Raw genomic sequence first — 6,159 nt, forward strand, 5'->3', positions numbered from 1 at the left:
TGGGTGCGATGGCGATTGGTACGGAAACGATCAAACCTGTAGATATGCTGGTCGGTCCAGGTAATGCCTTCGTGGCTGAGGCCAAGCGGAGCATGGCTATAACTCGTCAGCGGTCTTGCTCACGAATTCGAAGAGGTTGGCCGAAGAAACCTTGGTCGAGATCCAACGCATTCTCGAAATTCTTCCAACCAAAGAGACTGCTCGCACCAGCTGGGAAGACTATGGCGAGGTGATCCTGTGCGACACCTATGACGAAATGTTGACCGTCGCCAACGATATTGCCTCCGAGTACGTCCAAGTGATGACGGACCGCAATGTTTGGTTCCTTGAGAACATGCATTCCTACGGGACTTTGTTCCTTGGGCCGCGCACAAATTTAGCCAATGGCGACAAGGTGATCGGCACTAACCACACGCTGCCAACGAAGAAAGCAGGGCGCTACAAAAGTGGTATTTGGGTTGGTAAGTTCCTGAAAACGCATAGCTATCAGTGTGTCACTACAGATGAATCTGCAGCAGAGATTGGTGCATATGGCTCGCGATTGTGTCTGTTGGAAAGATTCGTGGGTTATGCAGAACAGTGCAACCTTCGGGTCCGTCGTTATGGTGGTAAGAACGTGCCATATGGAACGGCCGCTGAATGAGCCTCGATGCCTTGAAAATGCTGATCAAGCCGTTCCAATTGGCGATGATGGATGTTGAAGAGACTGCCAATCGCAAGGCGATGCGCGGCGTGTTTGCACCCGATGCGGCGCTGCATATGTGCCACCCGTTTGGCGATTTGACGGGACCAGATGCGCTTTGGAACACTTGCATCGGACCGCTTCATGCCGCCATGCCCGACCTTGAGTGCCGTGATATGATCATGCTTGCTGGCACTAACCCAGAGGGGCGCGACTGGATCGGCTCCATGGGGGATAACTACATGGGCACTTTCGTCGCGCCCTTCATGGATATTACCCCGACGGGACATCTGACGCACATGCGTTATCATGAGTTTTATCAGATTGAGAATGGCAAGATCAGCTCGATGCAAGCAATCTGGGATATGCCGGAACTGATGATGCAATCGGGCGCGTGGCCGATGGCCCCGCAACTAGGCAAGTTTCTCTGCACACCTTCGCCTTTGAGCAGCGACGGGCTGAACGTTTCAGGTTATGGGCAAGCGACGATGGATCATGTGATCGGCATGTTGACTGCTCTGTGCAAATACCCAAGCGATCCTAATCCATGCGATCATGGAGCTGAAAAAGTTTTGGCACCCACGTTTCAACGGGTACGGGCCTGCCGGTATAGGTACTATGCGTGGCATTTCAGGGTTCCGCAATTGGCACCAAATTCTAATCCTTCGCGGTATGCCGTACTTCTTCTTCCAGCGATAATAGGTTTGTTTATTCACGCTGATCTGTCTGATAGCATCAATTAGGGGCATGTCTTGGCCCATCAGAACTTAAACTTGCCGTAACTTCATGACAATCTCTTCCGGCTTGGGACTCTTAATGGCCATCTCTAGCCCTCTGCTGTCCTAACTACAGGGGCGGACCACTTCAAAGGGAGGGCCTTATTTGGAGGATTTAGGATTGTGATTGGCTTTCGAAGCGACAGCTAAGCTAGATTCTAGCTTTTCCAAGTAGGGTCTATTTGATCAATCAGTCGCACTAAGGCTGGCCATTCGGGATGTCTAACAAGTGCATTTGCCTGCGCCGAGCCACCTTCAAATTGTTCGCGTGTCTTTACCATAATTTCGTTTGGTATCAGATTGAGTTTTCCGGATGCCATTGCAGCAAGCTGTACCTCGGTATTCCGAATAAAAGCGAGGTGACGAACAAAGGCCCAAATTGCATCTGGTCCAGCGGTAATCAGACCGTGGTTGCGCAACAAGAGCGTGTGGGCATTACGGCCAATCGCCTCCACTAGACGGGGTCCTTCACTTCCGTCTAGAACTATGCCTTCAAAGTCATGATAACCAATCCGTTCGTAAAGCTGACAGCCTTCTTGGGTGAGCGGGATCGCCTGCGACTGCAATGCACAAAGCGCCTGCGAAACGGGCTCGTGTGTGTGTATTATGCAATGCAGGTCTTCGCGTGCTTGGTGCAATTTGGAATGTATGAGATAGCCAGCCTTATTCACGGGCCACTTGCTTTCGGACTTTTTGTTTCCATCAACATCGACGCGAATGAGGTTAGATGCCGAAATTTCATCGTATCGCAGACCAAAAGGATTGATCAAAAATTCATTTGTTCCGGGCACACGCAATGTGATGTGATTATATACTACGCTGGTCCAGCCATAGTGATCGACCAGCCGATAGCATGCTGCAAGTTCTAACCGGGTCAGCCATTCACTTTCATCAATATTTGAGGGCGTTGGGGGAATGGATATGGCATCTGAAAACACAGCTTCGGTCTTTTGTCTCAAGTTTATCATTAGGTTCGGCCTTGCGTAAGTTTAGAAGTTGCTTGAAGGACCCTAGTTCTCTTTGCAAATAAAAAATTGAGATAAACATGGTGGAGAATTAGATGGCGGTCAACGTTGACCATATAAAACAATAGACCTTCAGTAATTACCTAGATAGATCTCCAAACGGGTTATTTGTTAAGTTACGAGCAAGGGCAGGGTGTCAAGCAGCCGCGGTTTGTTTTTTTGGATCATAGAACGGACGCTCGCATATCATCGCGGGGAAGGGACCAGACCTTGTGACGACCTCGACCTGCGCGCCGATGTTGGCGTGCTCTACCGACACCATGGCCAGAGCAATTGAGTAGCCCCACTTGGGTGGTCCACATTTAGAGCTAGTGCATGATCGGCCTTTGGTCCATCGGGATGATAGCTTCAGTCGCTGGTGGGCGGTAGCCCAGTGCAATGCGTGGTCGCTTGGTGTTGTAATGTTTTCTCCAGCTTTCGATCATGATTTGGGCTTCAACGTAGCGAGTAGAATATTTCGCCGTTTAACAGTTCGTCTCGCATCCGCCCGTTGAAGCTCTCGCAGTATCTGTTCTCCCAGGGTGACCCAGGCTCGATGTAGGCAGTCTTAGCCCCGACTGCCTTAATCCAGTCTCTAGCCGCCTCGGCAATTAACTCCGGGTCATTGTCCTACCTGATGTAAGCTGGCACCCCTCGTAAAATAAACAGGTAGACAACTTCAAAAGCGGAAACTCACACCAATGACATAAAGCCGCGCGTGTGCAGGCGCGCATGGCATAGACTTTAGCCTGTCCGTCGTCAGGGTTTTTGTGACCAATGGCTACCTAAACTAAGAGAGAGTTTGGCACATCTGGCTGGTTTGATTATGCAGCGTGCTGGCGGTGATGCAAGCGGCGCGCTTCGAGTGTTTTTCGTTTGATCCTTTCGCTAGAGGGTGACTTGCGTGTCATTTTCTAGTCGTCACGCGCAAGCCATGTCACCTAGCTCACAGGTTTTCACAAACGTGCATACCCTCGCTCAGCGGTCTGTGTGGTGCTGTACGGTGGAGTTTAGCTTAGACCAAAGGCTGCACTCACAGGTCAATACAGTGGCTCTAATGGCCCTTTCAGGTGCATTGCTGTCGTGGTTCAGGCGTTTAACAATCGCACTCAAGCAGATGAGCTTTCAACTTAGCAAGAAATCATGGTGTGTTAGCCTTAAGTTTAAATGCTGAAGGTGCGATCTAGAGTGTCGTGGAAGCAGTGAAACGCAAAATGAGCGTATTAGACGATTTCCCATTGCTTACACCTAGGCTCATTTCATACCGCAAGAGTTGCCACTTCTATAATTTGCAACGCAGTAATACGCTGACTACGGACATTACGGAATTTTAGGTTGTATCAGATCGATTTGATACTACCACCGAGTGTGATAGTATCTTGGAAATACGGGATTTGAAATGCAGAAAATATTTGGGCTTATGACTTTAAGCTTTTTTTGAGTGCAACCTGCCCTCTCTATGTTGACAACTATTTCCAACCCAAATGGGGGACGCCTATTCGCTCTGCTTTAATGGATGTCATCTGCCCGCACATCGAATGGGAACTCGGGCAACCTGTTGAATTTTTTGCGAACAAATTAAGGGCCTCAGAAAATTTAGCTATAGCTTTCTTGGCACCCCAAAGACCTGGTGGAATAAAAATTGATCTGTTAAGAACACCTGGGCTTCAGCGTGGATCCTTGGAGCCAGATACTATAGATGGTACGACGGTGGCCGTTTTATACGAGAAAAAAGAGAAACTTGGGTCGCAGTTCACCATTCTATTGGTGCAACCGATGTTTGGTTTGCCGGACCTGAGCTGTGCTCTCGATATAGGGTAGTATATACCCGAATTCTGCTAATTAAAAAAGATCTGGAACCGGGCCATGAAAAGACATTATTCCCTCATGCTGACCTTAGCGACGTTGCTATTTTCGAGTCAGTTAGCAGCAAATCAATGCAGCGATTTTGGGACAACCGCATTTTCTTGTACGATAGAAAAAAACAGGAAAACTGTTTCGGTATGTGTCAACAATAATAAGATCATGCGGTATCAATATGGCAAAAAAAATGCAGTGCCGGAGTTGGAGTTGTATGCCAGTTCAAAAGATGATTTTGATGGTTTTTACAATCATGGCATTGGAAGATACCTCTGGCACGAAGCAACTTTTCCGAACGCTGGCTATAGCTACGTAGTAGGCTTTACCGTCGATAGGCTGGATGAGAACCACTCTATCGCAGGTTCAGTTTCAGTAATGAAAGATGGCAGCCCCGTAGCGACATTGATTTGTAATGAAAGCAGCATCTACAATAACATGGATGTATTATACTGAGGATGAATAATGTCTGTGGTTAGGGTTTTTGGTGCTAAGAGCTGCGTAAAATAAGAGCGTGTTTTGCTCACCCACTTAGTCTCATTGCGAAATTTAATAGCGGTTTTGCAAGCGTCGTGCTGCAAATGTCTTTCGTTTGATCCTTTCGCTCGAGCGAATGACTTGCGGGTCATACCCTAGTCGTCACGCACAAGCCATGTGACTGTATTGTAAAGACAATTTCTATTCGTCCTAGTAGTGGGAGAGCCATAGAAACACTCCCTATTTCACCCCTACTATGACTATTTTGATAGGTAATTCCCTGATAATTCTAGCCACTTGGTGAACTTAGACTTCCGATGATGACTTTGCCTGTTATACGAGGCGCGCAGAATGAAGCTGGGTATATGCAGTTCTTCCTGCCATCATCATACACCTCAGAGACAGCCCCACAGCCTACTGATCCAACTGTTGAGATAATATAGTAACTGTCAAAGGTGGTTACTACGCTGTCTATAGCTACAGCGGTCGAGCCAGTGACAGGAACTTTGATAAGGCAGAAGCCCAACTACTAGGTTACCTGACCCGCGATTGGGTTAAGGCATTCTCAGAGGTCATCAGGGCTACCGACAATGGGCTGCTTACCTTGCCGTTCAATCGTAAGAACGAAGCAATGGTACGGATTGTCTGGCCTTAATTTCCGCTACGGGGGCGTATTCCCTCGGTGGATACTACAGCCCACATTTCCCTTAGGATATCGGTCGTTATCTGGGTGAATTTATTTGCCGTCTCTGCCGTCGCTTGTGCATCGCAAACAATAATGGGGCCAAGACATTCCTATAAACAATATCAGTGATGTACCTGATGGGTCGCCAGCCAACTATCAATGAAAGTGATCGATAATAAGGCAGTCTCTGCCATACGGACACAAAGGCATCAACGCCCACGGTCACATTCCCACCTGACCTAGCATGTATCTGTTTAGCAGCCTGTTCTTCCGTAAGCCCCCAATCAGCCGCTGACTGCTCAGTAATTTTTACAAAGGTCACATCATCACCCGAAAGACCCGCATAATGCTCTATCTCTCTACGGCATATTGGGCAGTCATCGTTGTACAACACTTCTAGCTTTGCCATTGGATGCGTTCCTTTGCTGACTAATGCAGAGATAACTTGGGATTGATAAACTTCCAGTCACAGCCATTTCTCCTAGGTGGAGACTTCAGCCCACATCCCCCTGTATCCACAGGTTAGCACTGTCGCCATCGCAGCGCAGCAAGCTGCTTAGTGTGAAGGCAATATAACTAGTTGGGTGACACTTCACGGAAGGTCGTAAATGGCTAGTGTCCCAGTCTCACAGAGCCTGCCTGTGTGATCCACCCAGTGACACCCTATTAATCCAAATA

Annotated in this window: 6 protein-coding genes and 3 pseudogenes; 4 read left to right on the forward strand and 5 right to left on the reverse strand. The window is 48.3% G+C overall.

The genetic code is table 11. The features are described from left to right. Positions 1-643 (forward strand): annotated as a pseudogene (locus QZ280_RS11090) (histidinol dehydrogenase); the annotation flags it as partial. Between the two features lie 80 nt (positions 644-723). Further along, positions 724-1,425: an ester cyclase gene (locus QZ280_RS11095; RefSeq protein ID WP_293444079.1), complete on the forward strand. Its 702-nt coding sequence runs from the start codon at positions 724-726 to the stop codon at positions 1,423-1,425. Here QZ280_RS11095 and QZ280_RS11100 read toward each other — a convergent pair. The 4 genes and pseudogenes from QZ280_RS11100 to QZ280_RS11115 form a co-directional block, all read right to left on the reverse strand. Beyond that, positions 1,357-1,506, reverse strand: a pseudogene (locus tag QZ280_RS11100) (IS3 family transposase); the annotation flags it as partial. The gene QZ280_RS11095 and the pseudogene QZ280_RS11100 sit on opposite strands and share 69 nt — an antisense overlap. Before the next feature lie 110 nt (positions 1,507-1,616). Beyond that, the gene (locus QZ280_RS11105; RefSeq protein ID WP_293444064.1) at positions 1,617-2,396 is read right to left on the reverse strand and encodes a class II aldolase/adducin family protein; all 780 of its coding nucleotides are present in this window, start codon (positions 2,394-2,396) and stop codon (positions 1,617-1,619) included. Between the two features lie 223 nt (positions 2,397-2,619). Further along, positions 2,620-2,862, reverse strand: a complete 243-nt coding sequence (locus tag QZ280_RS16375) for a glycine cleavage T C-terminal barrel domain-containing protein (RefSeq protein ID WP_365734586.1) — start codon at positions 2,860-2,862, stop codon at positions 2,620-2,622. Continuing rightward, positions 2,792-3,131 (reverse strand): annotated as a pseudogene (locus QZ280_RS11115) (transposase); the annotation flags it as partial. The pseudogene QZ280_RS11115 and the gene QZ280_RS16375, both read right to left, overlap by 71 nt. Before the next feature lie 1,197 nt (positions 3,132-4,328). Between QZ280_RS11115 and QZ280_RS11120 the strand changes: the two are divergent. Then, positions 4,329-4,775: a hypothetical protein gene (locus QZ280_RS11120; protein WP_293444070.1), complete on the forward strand. Its 447-nt coding sequence runs from the start codon at positions 4,329-4,331 to the stop codon at positions 4,773-4,775. Positions 4,776-5,116: 341 nt separating this feature from the next. Then, positions 5,117-5,239 (forward strand): heme-binding protein, encoded by a 123-nt coding sequence (locus QZ280_RS16380; RefSeq protein ID WP_365734591.1) that lies wholly within the window; start codon positions 5,117-5,119, stop codon positions 5,237-5,239. Positions 5,240-5,518: 279 nt separating this feature from the next. Here QZ280_RS16380 and QZ280_RS16385 read toward each other — a convergent pair whose 3' ends face one another. Further along, on the reverse strand, positions 5,519-5,890 hold the full coding sequence (locus QZ280_RS16385; protein ID WP_365734588.1) for a DUF393 domain-containing protein: 372 nt from the start codon (positions 5,888-5,890) through the stop codon (positions 5,519-5,521). Positions 5,891-6,159: the final 269 nt, after the last annotated feature.

The sequence above is a fragment of the Planktotalea sp. genome (assembly GCF_018607995.1).
Lineage (GTDB): Bacteria > Pseudomonadota > Alphaproteobacteria > Rhodobacterales > Rhodobacteraceae > Planktotalea.